The organism is Vreelandella neptunia, from assembly GCF_000712975.1.
Lineage (GTDB): Bacteria > Pseudomonadota > Gammaproteobacteria > Pseudomonadales > Halomonadaceae > Vreelandella > Vreelandella qaidamensis.
On record NZ_JHQL01000002.1, the window covers coordinates 178,516 to 197,819 of the forward strand.

Sequence of the window (19,304 nt, forward strand, 5' to 3'; positions counted from 1 at the left end):
AGGAGTTAACCATGCATAAGCCACTATTGCTGAACCGTCGAGAGCTACTGAAAGTAGGCACTGGACTAGGGATCAGCAGCCTTCTTCCTTTTAGCGCAGTCTCTGCTAATACCCTACAAACCCAGGCTCACATCGTCATTCTTGGCGGCGGCGCGGCGGGCATGGCAATGGCTAATCGACTAGCCACACGGCTCGAAGGAGGAACCATTACACTGGTTGAACCGCGCAGCACACACCATTATCAACCAGGCTGGACACTGGTTGCCTCGGGCGTTTGGCAGCCTGATAAAACCATGCGCCCTAATGCTCAGTTTGTGCCGCGAGGAGTGAAGTGGGTGCGCGAATACGCGGCCAGCATTGATGCCGATAATAAACGAGTCGGCCTTGCCAATGGTGCAACACTAGACTACGACTACCTAGTGGTGGCTACGGGCATTCAACTCAACTATCACCTGATCGAAGGCATGTCGCCATCGTTAGTAGGTCAACATGGGATTGGCAGTGTCTACGCCAGCATTGAGGGTGCTACGCGCACCAATCAGGCTATTCAGACATGGTTAGATAGCGGCCAAGGCAAAGGCATTTTTACCGCGGCCCCCACGCCGGTTAAGTGTGCTGGCGCACCGCTTAAAATGACCTTTACGACATTAAGTCGCTTGGAAGCTTCGGGGCGGCGCGATGCCTTTGAGGTAGACTTTATGGCACCTGGCGACGCCCTGTTTTCTCAGCCTTGGGTTAATGAATTCGTTAAACAGCGCTTTGACGAGCAAGGTGTCAATAGGCGGCATCACTATCGCCTTTCCGCCATTGATCCTCAGGCCAAGCAGGCTGAGTTCACCTTTGTTGGCCCTGACAGCGAATTCACCTCGCATCACCAGCTTCGCGAAGCTGAGTTCAGACGCGATAACCAACCCACGGTGATTGCGGACTATGATTTTATTCACGTAGTGCCGCCGATGAGTGCTCACGACTTCGTCAAGCAGAGTGCGCTTATCGCTCAAGACGGCCCATTCAGAGGCGAATGGTTAGATGTCGACATCTACACCATGCAGCACAACCGCTACCCCGAAGTGTTCGGTATTGGCGATGTCATCGGCGCACCGATTAATAAAACGGCTGCTAGCGTTAAGGCCCAAGCGCCTGTAGTAGAAGCCAACCTGATTGCTGTCATGCAAGGAAACCCGCTACCCGCCCGTCATACCGGCTACACCTCATGCCCCATGATTACCGGCATTGGCAAGGCTATGCTGGTGGAGTTTGGTTATGAAGACAACTTCGCCTTTATGCCGTCTTTCCCGTTTATTGATCCTACTGACGAGTCTTGGGTTACCTGGGTAATGAAAGATCGCATGCTTCAACCCGCTTATTACGCCGTTCTTGAAGGCCAAGCTTAAGGAGCACCATTATGACCCTTACCGGCATCATTACGATTTTAATGTACGCGCTCGCCCCCTTCATTTGGCTAATGTTAGCAGCCGCTGTGATTATCGTTGGCCTACACCTTTTCGCTTATCTGCGTGGCTACCAAATCACCCATCACCGTAGCGTGCTTGCTCTACTATTGGCCGGACTGGTTGGGCTAACAGCCTTTGTTTGGGTGCCCTGGTTTACTCACTCTACGCTGGATTACGTCGCGACAGTGGTTGACTGGGTGGCGTTGACAGGCGCCGCAATCGCAACCTTTATGGTTGCCTTGATAGTCTTACACCCTTTGAGCTATTTAATCAGTGATCGGCGTACCGATTGAGCATTCCAATGTGACTCAGCCCACGCGCACGTGGGCTGAGTCAAAACCACCGATGACACCACTTCTACTGAAGCGACGATCGCCACACACTTGTTTCATACATATTGAGAAACACTTATTTACTATAAGTACATAACTGATGGCATATACAGAAGACTAATGTCTAATTTATCTATGAAACCGGTTTCATAGATCATCAGTAGGGCTGCAGCTTGATATACGTCTGCCTCTAAATGAAACCGATTTCATTTTACTTATGTCTTCTTTATGGTGGAGTTACAATGAAACTAACAAAAATGACCCTCGCCTTTATGGCAGTATCGACAGGGATGATCTCCATGCCGACTTACGCAGAGAAGTCCGAAGGGTTTGAATTCCACGGTTACTTTCGAGCGGGTGTGCTGCTCGATGCGAATGATGATTTCAAACGTTCAAAGTTTCCTGGTTCAAAAGAGCGACTGGGACGACTGGGTATTGAATCTGACAATCACTTCGAGCTGGCGCTACAGAAGAATTTCGAAAACGAGAAGGGGCAGCAAGTTCGTATCAAAACCCGAGCAGGTGCAGATAATTCGCAATATGCCACTAATCAGTTGGGCGCCAATGCCGATGCGACAAATAGCGAAATTGGTATGGTTGAGACTTATGTCGAGTTCGACGGTTACACAGAAACCGGCACCGTATGGGGCGGTAAGCGTTTCTATGGTAAGGATAACTACATCTTTATGACGGACTTTTTCTACACCGATATGTCCGGTACAGGTGTCGGGGTTGAAGGGATAGAGTTAGGTGGAAACAAATGGGATTTTGCCTACATTGCCAGTGATGACTCAGGGGATACAGGATTCTGGGGAGACGGCAACAATGTTATGAACGCAGTACATGTTGGTATTGACCTGGGCGGTGTTGAACTGCACGCCATGGGCAAGCATTTGCCCGATAACATTATTGAAGAAAATGGTGTTTCCAATGAGTACGCTACCAGTGGATATGACCTAAGTGCTATTGTTCATTCGGAGAGTGTCTATGGCTTGTCTGAGAAGGGCTTTACCAAGTACATCGGTCAGGTAGGTAAGGGGTTAGGATCTGGGCAGCTGTTAGGGGGCACGTTGACAACCTACAACACTTACGCACCCGGTAGTAATGTCATTGCGAACAAGATCACTGGCACCGATTGTGGAACATCATGTGTGAAAGCCGTGGAAAGTGGTGACATATCCATGCGTGCGCTGGTTTGGGGAGGATACTTCTTTGATAATGGTGTGAGCGTATTCCATTCTCTGCAAGGGCAATATAATGACAAGGAAAATGGCAGTACAGATAGCTGGGCATCGGCGATGGTGCGTCCTACCTTCCCTATCAGCGATAACTTGGATTTTATAACGGAAGTCGGCTACCAGTATAACCATGAAAAAGATGCCTCAGACACAACATCAAGCAGCTACGATTACAAGTTGACAGTAGGGCCTAAGCTGAAAGTCGATACCGGCTTTGGACCAATACCGGAGATTCGTTTCCTCGCGACGTATCTGGACGGTGATCAGCGTGCCGAAAGCGATATTCTCGTAGGCATCCAGGCTGATATGTGGTGGTAATCATTTCCTGAAAGGTACTCCTTACTAGCTACTTTTGAGCCTGTTTTCAAACAGGCTCTTTTTATCTCCAGTGTGAAATGTATTGGTCCGCGCTAATTTTTGGTGACGCGTTAAGATTTGCGGTTGACGGTCAGGGAGGAGGTGCCACTGTTTTCCGTTCCACCAAGTGTGTCATGAAGCAGCGCTGGCCTTCTAAAGGCTTGCCATCAAGAAGTGCTAGGAGCTGAGCACTGGCTGACTGAGCCATGGCATCTACCGGAACGTGAACTGAGGTGAGCCCTGGAGTCACAAAATGCGCATAGACTTCATCATCGAAGCCCACCAACGAGACGTCCTTAGGTATACGCCATCCCCATTCCTGCATCTGCAGCATGGCACCGATGGCCATATCGTCATTGCCGACAGCCAGAGCAGTAAAGCGAACACCACTCTCCCGCAGGGTGAGAACGGCGTTTCGCCCACTGGACTCCAGCCAGTTCCCTTCGATAATGGCAGCCTCATCAATCACCAAGCCAGCTTCTTCCATGGCCAAACGATAGCCTTCCAGCCGTTGTGCAGCGTCCTGTTTCCACAGTGGCCCTGTGATGTAAGCGATATGACGGTGTCCGTTGTTAATCAAATGACGTGTTGCAAGGTAACTACCTTGGCAGTTATCAACGTGACTGCATTGTTCTTCCAGCCCCGCTATGCGGCGGTTAATAACCACTAGCGGGATCTCTTGGGCGAGTTTAATGAGTGCGTCGTCACTCAAGCGGTCGGACTGGATCAGCAAGCCATCGCAGCGTCTCGACATGAGAAAATCAATCGACTCCTTTTCACGTGTCAGCTCGTCATGACCGGAAGCCACCAGCAGTGACTTATGATTGAGGCGCAGCTGTTCCTCGAGGGTGGTCATCAAGGTGCCCATAAAAGGGCCTGCCAGATGCGAGATGACAAGACCGATACAATCAGAACGATTCGATGCTAAAGAGCGTGCGAAAGAGTTGGGGCGATACCCGAGGTGGCGCATAGCGTCTTCTACCCGCTGACGGGTCTGCTCCGCTACGGGAACTTCGCCATTCATAACGCGCGAGACAGTGGCAGGAGAGACCCTAGCCAGGCTAGCGACCTCTTTGATCGTGGGCATGCTTGCTCCTGATGTGTGGCGAACGTCAAAGCCAGGAAAACTCGGATAACACGCGCTCACGCAGTTATGTATCTTGTGTTTTCCCAGCATGGCCTAGAGGCGCAATCGACACATCATTCAGCGTCCTCCAGATCAAGGGGAACATAGTATATAGCGAAATCCCATGGCTTTCATGCCCCCCTTGCAGGCGTACTTCCACAGCTTGACTAGAGAATGTCTTCAGGAAGCGTTATCCGATTCATACAGATAGCACCGCACAAAGTGATCCTCCGCTATCTGCGTGACGCCAGGAAGTTGCGTTTTGCAGACAGGACTTGCGTGCGGGCAACGCTCAGCAAATGGACAGCCCTTGCTATCAGGTTGCCACATGGGGATATCAGCTTTGTGCTGGTATTGTCTCATGTCTCGGTTTTTCTGAGATCCAGGCTGGGGAGCTGCGGCAAGCAGCAACTGAGTGTAGGGGTGCTGGGGCGTCTGGGTCACCGAATCGCTGTTACCCCATTCCACCATATGGCCCACGTACATCACAGCGGTGCGCTCGGCAAAATAGCGGGCAGTGGCAATGTCGTGGGTGATGTACATGAAGGCAATGCCATGCTTTTCCTTCAGATCAATCATCAGGTTGAGAATACCTAGCCGGATGGACACATCCAACATTGAGATGGGTTCATCGGCCAGAATGACCTGGGGATCCACCGCCAGGGCGCGGGCAATGGCCACCCGCTGGCGCTGGCCGCCACTGAGTTCATAGGGAAATTTGTCGGCGGTTTCCTCAGCAGGCGTTAGGCCCACGGTTTCCAGAAGCTCGATGACACGGGCTCGGAGTTTTTCCGGGTCAGCGGTCTTGTTGTGCAGCTGCAGCGGGCGCGCAATCTGGTAGAACACCCGATGTACCGGATTCAGGCTGCCGAAGGGGTCCTGGAAGATCATCTGCACATGGCTGGCGAAGCCGCGCTTGCCGCTTTCGGCCACCATTTCGGCCATCGGCTTGCCATTGAAAGTGACTTCGCCGGAGGTAGGTTGGTAGATCTGGGCCAGAATCCGGGCGCTGGTGCTTTTGCCGCTGCCTGACTCACCGACAATGGCCAAGGCCTGGCCAGGAAATAGATCGAAAGACACGGCGTTCAGCGCCCGTAGGATGCTTTTTTTGAACAGCGCCCCGCCCATGTTGAAATCCTGGGTCAGGTTGCGGGCCGAAACGATGGGGCTAGTGTTGTCTGCAGTCATGGTCATCCTGTCATCCTCGTATCTAGCGCATGGCAGGCTGCCTGGTGACCGGGCCTGACTTCCAGCATCTGCGGACTCTGATCTTTACAGGGAGAAAAGCAGTGTTGGCAGCGTTCCTGGAAGTAGCACCCGTCTGGCGCTTCAAGCAGGTTGAGGGGGTTGCCCGGGATCCCATATAGCCTTTCCCGGGGGCCGTGAATGGTGGGGAAGGAGTTGATTAGTCCTTGAGTATAGGGATGCTGCGGATTATGGAAGACTTCGTCGGCGGTGCCCAGTTCCACCAGCTGTCCGGCATACATGATGCCGATGCGGTCGGCAATCTCGCCCATCAGACTCAGGTCATGGCTGATAAACAGGATTGAGAACCCGAACTTGTCCTTTAGCTGGTACAGCTCGTCCATGATTTCCCGCTCCACCACCACGTCGAGCGCCGTGGTGGGTTCGTCCATGATGATCAGCTTCGGCCGTAGTGCCAGGGCAATCGCAATCACCACCCGCTGGCGCATGCCGCCGCTGAGCTGGTGGGGGAAGCTGTGCATCCGGGCGGCATGCAGGCCCACGGTTTTCAGCAGTTCTTCGCCCTGGCTCCAGGCCTCTTTCTTGCTGACCCGGCAATGGGCCAGAATCACGTCAATGATCTGCTCACCAATGGTGATCACCGGGTTCAGGGAGTTCATGGCACTCTGGAAGACCACGCTCACCTCGTTCCAGCGGAACTGACGCAGGATGCGCTTGTTCATGGATAGTACATCCCGGCCGCGGTAAATGATCTGTCCTTCCGAGATCAACGCCGGAGCCTTGTGCAGACGGGCAATGGAAAATGCCAGGGTGGACTTGCCACAGCCTGACTCACCGGCCAGCCCCAGGGTTTCGCCAGGGCGGATGTTGAGGCTGATATCATTGACGGCGCGGATCATGCCTTTGGGCGAGACATAATCGACACAGAGGTTGCGAATTTCCAGCAGCTCACTGGTGTCTTCGTCTTTGGCGGGTTGGAAAGCATGGGTCGCCATTAGGAAACTCCTCGAAGACGCTTGGCCTGAATGTCTCGGTTAAGCCGACGCCAACGCTTAATGTGGGCACCGGTCTTGAGTTTGGGGTTGCTGACCTGATCGATGGATATGTTGATCAGGGCCAGGGCACCGCCCACCAGGGCAATGGTGAGAGCCGGCACGATCATTTCCCACCAACCGCCGGTGTACAGCGCCGCGGACGATTGGGCCCAGTAGAGCATGGTGCCCCAGGTAACGCTGGTGGGATCGCCCAGGCCCAGGAATTCAAGGCCAGCCTCGTTAATCAGGGCATACATCACCACGCCCACAAAACTGCCGGCAACAATGGAAATCAGGTTGGGCAGAATTTCCACCAGAATGATGCGAATACGGCTTTCACCCATGCATTCCGCCGACAGGACAAATTCCTTCTGGCGCAGGGCCATGGTCTGGGAACGCAGAACCCTGGCTCCCCAGGGCCAACTGGTCACGCCGATCAGAATGGCGATCACAATCGGCCCCACTTGCCCCAGAAAGGCCGCCAGTACAATTAATAGCGGAAGTTGAGGAAAAACCAGTACCACGTTCATGACGAAGTTGAGCCACTGGTCTATGCGGCCTCCGAAATAGCCAGCTGAAATCCCCACCAGAATGGAGATGACTGTGGAGATGGCCCCGGCAGTAAAGGCCACGGCTAGCGATGCCTGGCCTCCATACAGTATCTGGCTGAAGATGTCCCGCCCCTGGCGGGTAGTGCCGAAGATGTGTTCGGCACTGGGTTCAACATGGGGCCGGGCCACCCGCTCTTGCGGGTCATAAGGCGCCACCCAGGGGGCCATAAGGCAGGCCACCATCACGATAGCCATCACGCCAAAGCCGATTTTCGCCGACATATTGCCATGAAAGAATGCCAGAAAATTGCGCAGCCGCTTACGTTTGCCGGGGGCGGCCATGGACCGTCGGTTGGCGCTTTGAATCGATAGTTGATCAGTCATTGGTCAGCCCTGTTATTATTTTCTCAGACGTGGGTCCAGCCACAGGTAGGTCAAGTCCGCGATGAAGTTGCCAATCAGCACGAAAGCCACAATCAGCAGCAGCAGCGCCTGCACCAGCGGGTAGTCACGGGCATTGATGGCCTTAAGCAATGTATTGCCGACACCGGGATAGTTGAATACGATCTCGATAAAGATTTGCCCGGCCACTGCAAAACCCAAGCCCATGGCCACGGATGTGACGACTGGCAATACCGCGTTGCGGGAGGCATAGCGCAGCATGATTCGTGACTGGCTGAGCCCCTTGGCCTCAGCCATGGTGATGATGTCTTCACCCAGCACATTGATCATGGCATTGCGCATGGTCATTACCCATTGGGATAGGCCCACCAGAACAATGACCAGCAGCGGCAAAACGGCGTGACGGGCAACGCTGGACAGGTATTCGGCGTTCCAGCTCGGCTCCAGAGCCGGGTCGGCGGCATAACTCATGGGAAACCACTGCAGCTGCATACCGAAGATATAGAAAACCAGCAGAGCCACAACCACGGCGGGCATTGAGGAAATCACCGCTGTCAGAGGCGGAAAGACAGAAGTAAACCAGTTGCCACGCTTGTAGGCTACAATGGTGCCGAGCACCAGCCCCAGAAGAATGGCGGTGGTAACACCCAGACCAATCAGAAAGAGAGTCCAGGGGAAAGTGAACCCTAGCACGGTGGTGACCTCTGATGGGTACATCAGGATGGACGGGCCCAGGTCGCCGGTGAAAACGCTCATCACATACTGCACATACTGTGACCACAGAGAGCCTTCGGAGAAACCGTACATGGCACGGATGGCATCCATCTGCGACGGGTCGAGCTGGCCAGCGGCGCCTGCGAAAAGCGCGTCAACCGGGTCGCCGGGCATTACTCGTGGTAGCAGGAAATTGAAAGAAATCGCCACCATGAATGCGACGAAGTAGAACATTAATCGGCTGGTTATATACCGCATGGGCATGACCTCGGGGTATAGGGAGCCGAAGCCTGTTTACCAGGTCCGGCTCCGTAGGGCTTACTTCAGGTGAAGATTGTTGAAGATCAGAGTGTTATTGCCCACCGTGTAGAATACCGGGTGCACATAGGGATCTTCGGCACTTGGCCATCCTTTGAAGCGGCTGGTGTTGTACTGGAACCAGGTGGCGTTCGAGAACAGGGGAGTGAAGGGCAGCTTTTCAGCGGTAAAACGCTGCAGCTCATCCAGGGTTTCCTGTTTGGCACTTTCTTCGGTCAGGGCTCCGAAGCCCTCAATCAGCTCGTCGACTTCCTCCGAATGCACCCCATGCCCGGCATGCCAGATCTGGCCGGCACGGCTGGTGTGGTAGTACTCCTTGAAGGTCTGGATCGGGTGGGTGGACAGCAGGGACCAGTTGATCGCTGCGTCGTACTCGCCTTCCTTGAGAGACTTGTCGTAAACGCCCCACTCCACGGCATTGACGCTGGCATCGATGTCCAGTTCCTGCAGGTACTCGGTGATCATCATCACCGCCTGTACCCAGTCGGTCCAGCCATTCACCACCTGAATATCGAAGGAGAGGGGCGAGCCGTCTGGCAGATCCCGCAGTCCATCGCCATCGGCGTCCACGTAACCCGCTTCATCCAGAAGTTCGCGGGCCCTGTCCGGGTCATATTGGGTCAGCCAACCATAGTCGTCCATGACCGACTCACTCATGTAGTCGCTGAAGTAGTCACCAATACCGCCGGGAGAGAAGTTAGGGGTGGGGTAGCCGTAGGCGGCAAATTCCACAATGGACTCCCGGTCGAGTGCCACAGACACAGCTTGACGGAATTTCACATTATCGAAGGGGGCCCGCTTGGTGTTGAAATACAGGTGGATGGCGTCGTTGGGCGGATACCAGTAGTGATGATTGTCCGGATTTGTCTCGACATAGGTTTTGTCGACATCAGCGATGAAGTTGGAACCCCAGTCAAGTTCGCCACTCATCAGGGCAGGCTGAATTTGTGAGTTGTCACTGAAGGCCCTGTATTTGACACAGTCCAGATAGGGGCGGTCTTCCAAGAAGTAATGAGGATTGCGGCAGACTTCCATCTGCTGGGCGCGGACATAGCTCAGTTCGGTGACCGGGCCAGAGCCAATGCCCTCTGGGTTGCCGAAGGTGGTGAGATCTTCGGCCTCTGACCAGACATGTCTGGGCAGCGGCATGTAGCGGTTGATATCCCAGTGGGCAGTGCTGTCTTTCTGGGCCAGGTCGAAGCGGACGGCTCGATCCGACACCTTAGTGACTTGGGTCACCAGGCCGCTGGCAATCACACCGGCAATGTCGTAGATAGCCACTTCTCGGGCCAGCTCGAAGGTATAGACCACATCATCTGCAGTCAACGGTTCGCCGTCGGACCATTCGAGGCCTTCCCGCAGAGTATAGGTGATGCTCTTGTAGTCCTCGTCGTACTCGAAGCTTTCCGCCAGCCGGTAGCTGGTTTCACCCTGCCTGACATTGGTGAAGGCCAGGGGTTCAAACATCATGCCACCGACGATATTGAGCTTGTCCACATAGGGGTTAAAGCTCTTGGTAAATGCCGTGGTGATAACGGGTACGGTGAGTGTCCCTCCCTTTAACGGTGTTTTCTCCGCATAAACAGAAGCTGAAGCCGAAGCCACGGCGACGGCCAGTGCGAGCATGTGAAATGTTTTCATGACGTATACCTTCTTTTGTTATCGTTGTGTTTGCGTGCTGATACTATGTGAAAGTTAGTGATACTCAGCGTGATGCTGGCCGTTGCTTCAGAAAATCGGCAAATAACCTGGCGCTGTCCTTGAGCGTGCGCTGCTGGGTTTCGTAGTCGATATAGACCATGCCGAAGCGCTTGCTGTAGCCTTCTGCCCACTCGAAGTTATCCATTAGGCTCCAGGCAAAGTAGCCACGCACATCGACACCTTGTTCAATAGCCTCATGCACTGCCTGCAGGTGGCTCTGGAGGTATCGGCAGCGCTGTTCATCATGAACCCTGTCCTGTTCCAGATGGTCATCCCCGGCCATGCCGTTCTCGGTGATCATCAAAGGCGGGAGTATGTACTGGGAATTGAGATCGACAAGGAGATCGGTCAGGCCCTGCGGGTACACTTCCCAGCCAAAGTCGGTGACCTCGGCATCCTTCGCAGCATGATCCTTGACCCACTTCTCACGATCGAAAGAAACAATGCCGCGTGTGTAGTAATTGATGCCGATGAAGTCGACATCCTGAGAAATAATCTCCATATCCCCCGGCAGGATTTGTGGGGTCAGTTCAGGACGGAGCCGAGTATAGAGTTGTGGGTACCTGCCTTCGAGAACGGGTTCCAGAAACCAGTGATTCATACTGGCTTCGCCAATAAGGGCGGCTGCGCGGTCATCATAGCGTCGACTATGAGGGGTGTTTGGTCCCATGTTGAGTACAAGACCGGCATTCGCCTCAGGAGCCTCTTGACGCAGAGTCTGCATACCCAGTCCGTGAGCCAGTAACATATGGTGGCCTGCTTGCCGTGCCAGTCGGGCATTGGTCATGCCTGGAGCGTGGATGCCCACTTCGTGCCCGAGAATGGCACTAACCCAAGGCTCATTTAGGGTGGCATAGGTATCCACGCGATCCCCCAGTTCACGGCTTACCAGGCTGGCATAATCCTGAAAACGGTATGCCGTATCACGGTTCAGCCATCCGCCTCGATCCTGCAGATGCTGAGGTAGATCCCAGTGATAGAGAGTGACAAATGAGCGAATATCAAATTCTTGCAGACGATCCAGTAGTTGCTTATAAAAATCGAGGCCCTTGGTGTTGGGCTGTCCGTCCTGGGTCATCACTCTAGGCCATGCAATTGAAAGACGGTACGCATCAACTCCCAAGTCTCGAATCATCTCCACGTCTTTCTGCCAACGGTTGTAGTGATCGCAGGCGGGTAGGCCGGTATCACCATTCTTGACATGACCCTGCCTCGCGCAGAATTGGTCCCAGATGGACGGCAGACGACCATCTGCCTGAGTGGCACCTTCAATCTGAAAAGACGCCGTAGCAACGCCGAACGTAAAGTCTGGACTGAGTAAGCGAGAGGACGAGGGAAGATCGATTCGCTGCATGAATATTCCTGTTATGAATTCGGAAATGGACGTGGGCCCATCATCATGAAACCGCTTTCATAAGCAAATTAGACCTTCGTATAGGTCCTTTTTGAGTGGAACGCCTAAAGCTCTTTAGTCGCTGTCAGGCTATTTAATAAGATATGGCAGAAAGCCCATTAATCGGAGCTACTGCACTGCATAATTCAACATCAAAGCTATAGAATGCACATAGGTGTTGACGACAAGCAGCCTTGCGGAAAGGGGCAACGCATCTTCGGTGATGCTGGCTACCTGAATTCAAAAATGGGGAGAGCACAACCGCCGCAAGGAAATCTCTTAAAGACAGAGCTCCCCTTTTGATACATCAAGTAAGTTTTTTTCGTTATGGAAAGGTTCACGATCGTGTACTAGCCAATAACACTCAGCGCTTGCTTTTGTTGGCAGCGTTAAGCGACCTGTTAATCAGTGAAAATCTATAGGAATAGGACGACTGCGGTCATTAACCGCTCAATGAGCGGTTAATGCACAAAAAGTGGGAAAATAGTGCCTAAATCTGCGATTTTTTATCGATTCACCCGAGATTTGACGAATATCGGTAATTATTCAGACCTCTCTCAGACACTTAAAAACTTAGGCACCTAGTGTTAAGAAACGCGGACGACATCCGCATCAGCGGTGCTTTACCCTTGAGAAGCCGCTAGCGCTTGGTCAATGTCTGCCAGCAAATCATCGATATGCTCAATGCCAATCGACAAGCGCACCATATCCGGCGTGACGCCAGCAGCCTTTAACTCCTGCTCGTTTAATTGGCGGTGGGTGGTAGATGCTGGAATCGAAGAGCAGCTCTTGGCGTCGCCGATATTAACCAAACGCAGAATCAGCGCCAGAGCATCGTAGAAGCGCTCACCTGCGGCCTGGCCGCCTTCAATGCCAAAGCTAAGAATCCCCGAGGCATGGCCGTTCATATAGCGCTTGGCTAATGCATGGTCAGGGTGGTTTTCCAAGCCCGCGTAGTGCACCCAATTCACCAGCGGATGGCTTTCCAAGTGCTTGGCAACGGCTAACGCGTTGGCACAAATGCGTTCAATCCGCAGCGACAGCGTTTCCAGCCCCTGCAGCAGGTTCCAGGCCGCTTGAGCCGAAAGCGCCGCGCCCATGTTGCGTAGCGGTACCACGCGAGCACGGGCAATAAAGGCGGCGTCGCCCACATCGCGAGTATAACTAACGCCGTGATAGGAGATATCCGGCTCGTTTAGTAGCGGGAAACGGCTGGCATTTTCCGCCCAGGGGAATGTGCCTGAATCAACAATCACACCGCCCACTGTGGTGCCATGGCCGCCTATATATTTGGTGGCCGAGTGAACGACAATATCTGCTCCGTGTTCGATGGGGCGACATAGAAACGGCGTTGCGGTGGTGTTATCCACAATCACCGGCACCCCATGACGGTGGGCTGCGTCAGCCAACTTTTGCAGGTCTACCACGCCACCAGATGGGTTACCGATACTCTCGCAAAATACTGCTTTGGTACGCTCGTCAATCAGCGCTTCAAGGCCGTCGATATCATCTTTATCGGCAAACCTGACTTGAATGCCTTGGCGTGGCAAGGTGTGGGCAAACAAGTTGTACGTGCCGCCATACAGCTCACTAATCGAGACAATATTATCGCCCGCTTCAGCAATGGTTTGGATCGCATAGGTAATCGCAGCCATCCCAGAGGCCACTGCCAAGCCTGCAATACCGCCTTCCAATGCGGCCACCCGCTGCTCCAGCACCGCGCAGGTTGGGTTCATAATGCGCGAATAAATATTCCCTTCCACTTTTAGATCAAACAGATCCGCTGCGTGCTGGGCGTTATCAAATGAGAATGACGTGGTCTGGTGGATCGGCACGGCAACAGCGTTTTGTGAATCAGGTGCATAACCATGATGAAGGGCAATCGTTTCAGGCTTCATAAGAACAGCTCGCTAGTTGATGAAGGATCATCCTTGATCCTAAACAAGCGACACCCCGAAGGCCAATGTCGTTTAGTCTGGGGGTCGCCAGAGCCGTTCTTGTTAATGCGTGGCGCTTAGGCGCCAAGCAAACGGTTAATTTCTTACGGTAATCACTGAGCACTTGGCGGCATGGCTAACTTTGTGTGAAACACTGCCGATCATGACACTCCCTAGGTCACTAAGCCCTCGACTGCCCATTACGATCGCATCAACGCTATTGGCCTTGGCTACGTCTAAAATTACTCTGGCGGGATCACCGCTAACCAACAGCCGTTCAACCTGGCACGCACCTGCTTGAGTGGCAAAGACAGAGGCTTTTTCTAACAGTGTTTCACCTGCTTGTTCACGCTCTGCTAAGGTCGATTCAGGGTTCACCACGCCTAATCCCCAGACCATCGTAGTTGTGTAGCTGAGTACTTCAGGCACATGCAGCAAATATACTTTTGACAACCCTTCTTTTTTCAGCAAATGACAAGCAACGTCAACCGCTTGCTTGGCATGTTCAGAGCCATCGACCGGCACTAGAATTGAATCAAACATGACCTCACACTCCTTTATTTTTTATAAATAGATACAGGTTTTAAAACAGCAGCGGTCAGCCAATGCCTGTCGGGAAGCCACGCATCATGTGGTAATATATTTGGCTAATAGACCGCATTAACGCCCCCTGCTTTCAGCGTGCCGATATCGCTCAACTAGAGATAGCAACACCCCATTTTGCCCACCACTGTTTCGGTACTAAGGCTCATTCTGGTCGTCAAACCACAACAAAACGACTATTGATTAAGTTATTGCCCATACCCAGGAGGTATCATGGAACTGCGCCACTTACGCTACTTTTGCGTCGTTGCTGAAGAGCTGAACCTCACCTGTGCCGCTGAACGCCTGCATATGTCGCAACCTCCTTTATCTCGCCAAATTAAACAGTTGGAACAAGAAGTTGGCACTGTGCTGTTTGAACGCAGCTCTCGGGGCTTACGCCTAACGCCCGCCGGTACTTTTTTCCAGCAACATGCACTGCAAATATTAGAAAAAGTTGAAGTTACTATAGACGCCACTCGGCGTATGGCGCGCAGCCAAAGAACACTCTTCGGTGTGGGCTTTGTTCCTTCTGTCTTTTATGGCCAACTGCCGATGCTAGTCCGTGACCTAAGAAAACGGGAAAATATCGAGCTATCGCTGGCAGAGATGACCACCATTCAACAAATTCAAGCGCTTAAAGCAGGGCGTATTGATATTGGCTTTGGAAGACTGCGCATTGACGACCCAGATGTTGAGCAAGAGATTCTGTTTAACGAACCATTAATAGCGGCTCTGCCAACCGGTCACCCATTAGAGGGCACATCGCCTACCTGTGAAGAGCTCGCCCGCTATCCACTGATTATTTTTCCTGCTAAACCACGCCCTAGCATGGCAGATGTGGTGCTGGGTATCTTCCGTCGTCAGCGGCTAAAAATCGATGTGGTGCAAGAAGCCAACGAGCTGCAAACGGCGCTGAGCCTTGTGGCTTCGGGGATTGGTATTACCCTGGTGCCTGAACAAGTTAAACGGGTTCAACGTGAAGGTGTTTCCTACGTAACGCTTGCCGATAAGAGCATCACGACGCCTGTGGTATGTAGCCGTCGACGGGGCGACAAACCATCGCCGATTATGGAAGAGGCAAACGCGATTCTAAAGGTGCTTGTGGACAATCGCCGCTCAGGGCGTTACCCCTAACGGACTAAACCTCATTAAATAACCCTCATTAAATAAATGAGATAGATTGAATCTCGCCCTGCAAACCCAATGTGTAAAAAAATCCCGCTTTGCGAAAGCAATAACGGGACAAGGAGAATATCGAGTAAAAGGGCTAAAAAAGAATAACAAATAAGAAGTGACCGAGTTTTAGCCTGTCTTTTCCAACACGTTGCGAGCGAAGATAAATTCAAAGTCTTTTGTTTCAAAAATCGCTGAAACAATGACACCTAACACCAGCGCCCAGAACGTGGCACCAATGCCCAGAATTTGCAGGCCAGAAGCCGCAATCAGAAAGGCGAACAGCGCGCCTATTTCATGCTTTTTACCAGCAAAGGCAATCGACATTGAGGAGGTAATGACGCGCATCAGCGCAAGCCCAGCAATAATCGCGATAAAATAGCGCGGTGTCGCTTCCAGCAGGCTGACGACATAGCCGTAAAAGGGCGCTGCTACCACAAAGATAGCCGCCGCCACCACTGCCGCGACCCAGCGCTTATCATGGGTACCTGCCTCGGGGGACGAGCAGATTCCAGTCATTGGTGCGGCAATGCAGGTACTGTGCAGGTTAAAAAACGCCGATACCATGGTGCCAAAGCCACCCACGGCAGTAATGCCGTTGGCAGGCACCTCTTTGTAGCCCATTCCTTTCACCAAGCCCACGCCCGCAGGGGTTTCCATACCGACTAGAATAATCGCCAACGGCAGGCCATAAGTGAGAAAAGCACTTAGGGTGAAGTGGGGAACAATAAACTCCGGAAAACGGATCGTCGCTTCGATACCGGATAGGTCAACGCCTGTCGCTATCAGGTAAAGAATACCTGCGAGCATAGCCACGATCAGAGGGGGAATTTTACGAAATAGCCGTGCGGAAATGAAAAATGCCAGAATCATAATCGAGGCTGGCACTATCGCGCTCTCCAGCGGGCGTACCATATTGAGTCCAAAGCTCAGTAGCATACCTGCCACCATACCCATCACGATTGGCATAGGGATTAAGCGCATCACAATCCCCATCACACCCGTTAGGCCCGCCACCAGCGCAATCGCCCCCGCAATTAGGCTGGCTCCTAACGCCGCTTCTAACCCCACCACGGGAATAACGGCGGCGAACATTAGCGCCCCTGGAATAGAGTTAGCCATTGGAATGGGCAGCCGATAATAAGCGGGCATCACCAAACCAAATAGCCCGTTGATCATCAGGTAACTGATCACCCAGATCATAATAAACGAAGAGTCTAGTCCAGCAGCAGTGCCCGCACTGATATGAACGACGCCAACGCTAAGGCCTAAAATACCGGCGACCAAACCGGTACTGGCATTATCAACATTTAGGTCGCGCAGGAAATCACGGGGCGCGTGCCTGAGGCTAACGCCTTTCTCTATATGTTTCACGGTGTACTCCAGGGTATTGTTATGATTAGCGTTGAAGTGACTATAGCGATAGATGGGTTATCCGAGATCACCACCTGCAACGGGTAATACGCTGCCAGTGATGTAGCTAGCATCGTCAGACGCAAGGAATAAAATGGGGGCGACCATTTCATCCAACGTGCCATAACGACCCATTAGGCAACTCTGCTTGGTTTGATCAATGTGCGCTTGAAACCAAGCTTTTTCTGTCTCGCTGGTCAGCTCTGGTGTGCCCCGTGAAATACGCCGTGGTGGCGCTTCAGTGCCGCCAGGGGCTGTCGCAACGACGCGAATACCATGCTCGGCGTACTCAAATGCCAGCGAAGCGGTCATTGCGTTAACCCCACCTTTCGCCGCCGAATAAGGAATGCGGTGAATACCACGGGTGGCAGCGGAGGAGACGTTAACAATCACGCCGCTACCCTGTGCCACCATCATGGGAAGCGCCGCCCGACAGCACCATAGCGTAGGCATTAACGAGCGATTGATCTCGGCGGCTATTTGCTCGTCCGTAAATTCAGTGAACGGTTTAAAATTAATCGCACCGCCCACGTTATTGATTAAAATATCGATGCGCCCAAACTGCTTATATGCCACCTGCATTGTTTGCTCAGCACCAGCCCATGTCTCTAGGTCCGTTTGCACACCAACGACCTGACGCCCCTGCCCGCTTAGCTGGTCGACAACTTCGTGAATGAGGTCAGCCCGGTCTACCAGAACCAAACGCGCGCCTTCCGCCGCAGCGCGCTCAGCAAGACGCCGCCCGATCCCTTGGGCTGCGCCAGTGATCACCATGACGCGATCTTGAAAGCGTAAACGGTTAAGACATTGGCTACTCATGCGCGCTCTCCCACTTGATTCGGGGTGAACTTCTCGTAGTGGAAGCTCTGCGGCGTAATACCTTCGGTATCAAAATGGTTAAGTACCGCATCCACCATGGGGGGCGGGCCGCAAAGGTAGACATCAATATCACCATCGTGCAGAACGCCCGCATCCATGTGATGGGTGACATATCCCTTCCGCGGATGCTCGCTGGCGTCGTCAACGACGACCGTTGAGTAGCTAAAGTTCGCTAGCGCTTCCTTAAAGGCATCTAACGCATCGGTTTTCACTAGGTGATCATCTTTATTGACGCCGTAGACCATATGGATCGGTGCGTCGCACTCTTTTTGTACCAACTGCGCCAGCATCGATAAGAACGGTGCTAACCCAGTACCGCCTGCCAACATCAGCACCGGCCGGGTCACCTCGCGCAGGTAGAAACTACCCAGCGGGCCGGTCAGCTTAAGCCGATCACCCACCTTTGCCCGTTCGGTTAAGTAACCGCTCATCACCCCGTTAGGGATATTACGGATAAGGAAAGTGGCTCGTTTATCGCCAGGCAGTGAGCTAAACGAGTAAGAGCGATGCACCTCAGTGCCTGGCACATCAATATGGATATATTGTCCGGGTAGGAAGGTCAGACCGTCGGCGTTATCCAGATCAACGACAAGCTCAATGCTATCTTCAGAGAGCGACTCGACTGCTGCGACCGTGCCCTCAACGCTGCCTACCTGGGTTTTACACAGTGTCGAGGCCACCGGCACTTGGATAACGCAGTCTGATGAGGGCACCATTTGGCATGTTAGCACCTGTCCTTCAGCCACCTCCTCGTCCGAAAGTGCCTCTTCTAGGTACTCGTCACCCATGTCAAATTGGCCCTGTTCGCAATATCCCTTGCAGGTGCCACATACCCCGTCAGAGCAGTCCATCGGCAGGTTAACTTTTTGCCGATACGCAGCATCAAGAACGGTTTCCCCTTCTTTACAACCGATAAAACGGGTCACGCCGTCTTCAAAGTTGAGGGCAATGGTATAGCTCATGGTTGAATCTCCTCCCACATCAGGTCAAATGTGGTAAACGTCGATGACCTGCTGGATATAGTCGTTGTTCAGCTGTACGACTTTTCTTGTGATGAGCGGTGTTTCACCCGACACATCCAGGGTGTAAAACGCTGCCCCGAAAAAGCTGTCGGTGACTTTGTAGCGGTGGCTAAGCGTGTGCCAGTTAAAGCGCAGCTCCACCTTATCGCCCTCTTGGGAAAGTATTTCGAGGTTGCTAATTTGGTGGGTGGTGCGTGGCTCAGGTGTGCTTGCACCGCTGCGCTCGGTCTTAATCCGATAAACCCGGTCTTCCAGCCCTTCACGATTGGCGTAGTAGATCAGTGAAATTTCACTGTGCGGGTCACGGGTCAACTGGTCGTCGTCATCCCAAGCGGGCATCCAAAACTCAGCGTCTTTGTGGTAGCAGGCCAACCATTCGTCCCATTCGCGGTCGTCCAGTAAACGGGCTTCGCGGTACAGGAAGGCTTGAAGGTCGTGATAGGTAATGCTCATAGTGGTTTCTCCCCTG

17 protein-coding genes are annotated in these 19,304 nt (G+C 53.0%); 4 read left to right on the forward strand and 13 right to left on the reverse strand.

Going from position 1 to position 19,304, the window contains the following annotated elements; all coding sequences use genetic code 11:
* The first annotated feature begins 11 nt into the window (after positions 1 to 11).
* The 3 genes from CR46_RS0105475 (at position 12) to CR46_RS0105485 (ending at position 3,342) form a co-directional block, all read left to right on the forward strand.
* Complete coding sequence (locus CR46_RS0105475) at positions 12 to 1,394, forward strand: NAD(P)/FAD-dependent oxidoreductase (RefSeq protein ID WP_030070718.1); 1,383 nt, start codon at positions 12 to 14, stop codon at positions 1,392 to 1,394.
* A gap of 11 nt (positions 1,395 to 1,405) precedes the next feature.
* Entirely contained in the window at positions 1,406 to 1,747 is a 342-nt protein-coding gene (locus CR46_RS0105480; RefSeq protein WP_030070719.1) for a DUF5368 family protein, read from the forward strand.
* Positions 1,748 to 2,028: 281 nt separating this feature from the next.
* Complete coding sequence (locus CR46_RS0105485) at positions 2,029 to 3,342, forward strand: carbohydrate porin (protein WP_030070720.1); 1,314 nt, start codon at positions 2,029 to 2,031, stop codon at positions 3,340 to 3,342.
* A 130-nt stretch (positions 3,343 to 3,472) separates the two neighbouring features.
* On the opposite strand, the gene CR46_RS0105490 is transcribed toward CR46_RS0105485, so the two are convergent.
* From CR46_RS0105490 to CR46_RS0105530, 9 genes are all read right to left on the reverse strand, one after another.
* Entirely contained in the window at positions 3,473 to 4,468 is a 996-nt protein-coding gene (locus CR46_RS0105490) for a LacI family DNA-binding transcriptional regulator (protein ID WP_030070721.1), read from the reverse strand.
* A 219-nt stretch (positions 4,469 to 4,687) separates the two neighbouring features.
* Positions 4,688 to 5,701 (reverse strand): ABC transporter ATP-binding protein, encoded by a 1,014-nt coding sequence (locus CR46_RS0105495; protein WP_232222344.1) that lies wholly within the window; start codon positions 5,699 to 5,701, stop codon positions 4,688 to 4,690.
* Positions 5,698 to 6,708: an ABC transporter ATP-binding protein gene (locus tag CR46_RS0105500; protein ID WP_051690118.1), complete on the reverse strand. Its 1,011-nt coding sequence runs from the start codon at positions 6,706 to 6,708 to the stop codon at positions 5,698 to 5,700. Before CR46_RS0105500 ends, CR46_RS0105495 begins: the two co-directional genes overlap by 4 nt.
* On the reverse strand, positions 6,708 to 7,682 hold the full coding sequence (locus tag CR46_RS0105505) for an ABC transporter permease (RefSeq protein WP_035536348.1): 975 nt from the start codon (positions 7,680 to 7,682) through the stop codon (positions 6,708 to 6,710). The genes CR46_RS0105500 and CR46_RS0105505 overlap by 1 nt, the downstream gene beginning before the upstream one ends.
* Before the next feature lie 15 nt (positions 7,683 to 7,697).
* Positions 7,698 to 8,648: an ABC transporter permease gene (locus tag CR46_RS0105510; RefSeq protein ID WP_232222345.1), complete on the reverse strand. Its 951-nt coding sequence runs from the start codon at positions 8,646 to 8,648 to the stop codon at positions 7,698 to 7,700.
* An 84-nt stretch (positions 8,649 to 8,732) separates the two neighbouring features.
* Positions 8,733 to 10,373 (reverse strand): ABC transporter substrate-binding protein, encoded by a 1,641-nt coding sequence (locus CR46_RS0105515; RefSeq protein ID WP_084180379.1) that lies wholly within the window; start codon positions 10,371 to 10,373, stop codon positions 8,733 to 8,735.
* Positions 10,374 to 10,437: 64 nt separating this feature from the next.
* Positions 10,438 to 11,787, reverse strand: a complete 1,350-nt coding sequence (locus tag CR46_RS0105520) for a GH1 family beta-glucosidase (RefSeq protein ID WP_030070733.1) — start codon at positions 11,785 to 11,787, stop codon at positions 10,438 to 10,440.
* 662 nt (positions 11,788 to 12,449) lie between these two features.
* Entirely contained in the window at positions 12,450 to 13,724 is a 1,275-nt protein-coding gene (locus CR46_RS0105525; protein WP_030070735.1) for an O-acetylhomoserine aminocarboxypropyltransferase/cysteine synthase family protein, read from the reverse strand.
* A 135-nt stretch (positions 13,725 to 13,859) separates the two neighbouring features.
* A complete protein-coding gene (locus tag CR46_RS0105530; RefSeq protein WP_030070737.1) occupies positions 13,860 to 14,306 on the reverse strand; it encodes a universal stress protein in 447 nt (148 codons plus the stop codon).
* Positions 14,307 to 14,579: 273 nt separating this feature from the next.
* On the opposite strand from CR46_RS0105530, the gene CR46_RS0105535 reads away from it, so the two are divergent.
* Positions 14,580 to 15,482: a LysR family transcriptional regulator gene (locus CR46_RS0105535; RefSeq protein ID WP_030070739.1), complete on the forward strand. Its 903-nt coding sequence runs from the start codon at positions 14,580 to 14,582 to the stop codon at positions 15,480 to 15,482.
* A gap of 168 nt (positions 15,483 to 15,650) precedes the next feature.
* Here CR46_RS0105535 and CR46_RS0105540 read toward each other — a convergent pair whose 3' ends face one another.
* The 4 genes from CR46_RS0105540 to benB are packed head-to-tail and all read right to left on the reverse strand — an operon-like array spanning position 15,651 to position 19,288.
* Complete coding sequence (locus CR46_RS0105540; protein WP_030070742.1) at positions 15,651 to 16,895, reverse strand: benzoate/H(+) symporter BenE family transporter; 1,245 nt, start codon at positions 16,893 to 16,895, stop codon at positions 15,651 to 15,653.
* Between the two features lie 57 nt (positions 16,896 to 16,952).
* Positions 16,953 to 17,753, reverse strand: a complete 801-nt coding sequence (benD, locus tag CR46_RS0105545; RefSeq protein WP_030070744.1) for a benzoate diol dehydrogenase BenD — start codon at positions 17,751 to 17,753, stop codon at positions 16,953 to 16,955.
* A complete protein-coding gene (benC, locus tag CR46_RS0105550; protein ID WP_030070746.1) occupies positions 17,750 to 18,775 on the reverse strand; it encodes a benzoate 1,2-dioxygenase electron transfer component BenC in 1,026 nt (341 codons plus the stop codon). The genes benD and benC overlap by 4 nt, the downstream gene beginning before the upstream one ends.
* Positions 18,776 to 18,799: 24 nt before the next feature.
* Entirely contained in the window at positions 18,800 to 19,288 is a 489-nt protein-coding gene (benB, locus tag CR46_RS0105555) for a benzoate 1,2-dioxygenase small subunit (RefSeq protein ID WP_030070748.1), read from the reverse strand.
* Positions 19,289 to 19,304: the final 16 nt, after the last annotated feature.